This is a genomic window from Streptomyces sp. NPDC094034, assembly GCF_040303865.1.
Lineage (GTDB): Bacteria > Actinomycetota > Actinomycetes > Streptomycetales > Streptomycetaceae > Streptomyces.
The window spans coordinates 1-1,361 of the sequence record NZ_JBEOUD010000119.1 but is presented as its reverse complement, the minus strand read 5'-3'; the positions used below and the strand labels follow the sequence as shown (position 1 = coordinate 1,361).

Annotated in this window: 1 protein-coding gene; it reads right to left on the bottom strand. The window is 66.4% G+C overall.

Annotated features, from left to right (window positions below; all coding sequences use genetic code 11):
- The coding region (locus ABTZ59_RS37075) for an AMP-binding protein (RefSeq protein ID WP_351425953.1) at positions 1-1,361 on the bottom strand (1,361 nt) is incomplete at both ends.

Here is a 1,361-nt window from a genome sequence, read left to right as displayed (position 1 = left end):
ACACTCGCCTCACTCGGACCATACGCGTTCACCATCCGCCGACCCGGCGCCCAACGCGCCACCAGATCAGCACTCACCGCCTCCGCACCCACCATCAACGACCGCAACTCCGGCAACTCCACCACCGGCAACGCCGCCAACAAAGCAGGCACCAAAAACGCGTGATTCACCCGATGACGCTCCAGCAGCCCCACCAAATCCTCCGCCGACACCACACCCGCCGGAGCCACCACCAACGCGGCACCCAGGCCCAGCCCGGCCAGCACCTCAAGGATCGACGCATCAAAACTCGGCGACGCCGTCTGCAACAACCGATCCCCCACCCGCACCCCGAACCCCTCAGCCAACCCCGCCACAAACGCACTCAACCCACCACTCGGAACCTCCACACCCTTCGGCACACCCGTCGAACCCGACGTATAAATCACATACGCCGGCTGCCGCAGATCCACCGACACCACAGGCAGAACCGACGACAACCCACCCAACACCCCACCCAACGCACCCACATCCACAACACGGACACCACCGTCCGCGGGCAGGGCCGCACCGACCGACGACTCGGTCAGCACCAGGACGGAACCGGAGTCCGCCAGCATGTGCGCGAACCGGTCTGCGGGGAATTTCGGATCCACCGGTACGTAGACGCCGCCCGCGTGCAGCACGGCTTGCATGGCGACCAGCCACTCCACACCACGCTCCATCGCCACCGCCACCCGCTGCCCCGGCCCCACCCCCTCACCCATCAAAAAACGCGCCAACCGCGCCACCCGCCCATAAAACTCCGCATACGTCAGCGTCACCTCGTCAGTAATCACCGCCGGCACATCAGGAGTCCGCTCCAACTGACCACGGAAAATCCCCGCCAACGTCAACCGCTCCACCCCCTCCCCACCCCTACCCCACCCCTCCAGAATCCGGTGCCGCTGCTCGCCACCGAGGAGGTCAAGCTGTGCGAGCGTGCGCTCGGCGGGGGCGTCGGCGACGGTGCTCGTGTGCCGGACGAGATCGCCGCGCAGGCTCTCGATGGTGGCCCGGTCGAAGACGTCCGGGTCGTACGCGAGGGTGAATGTCAGTCGGTCACCGCTGTAGACGATGAGATTGAGGGGGTAGTTGGTGGCCTGATCGATCGCGATCTCGCTGATCTCCAGTCCGTGCCGGGCAGCGCCATCGGTGTCGACGGGGGCGTTCTCGAAGACCACCAGAGTGTCGAAGAGCGGTTGGTTCATGGGGAGTTCGCTGAGGGCCTGGACGCGGTTGAGGGGAAGGTGGTCATGACGGCGGGCCTCGACCTGCTCGCTCTGCAACCCCCGCAACCACTCCACCACCGGACGATCCGGATCCAGCCGCACCCGCACCGG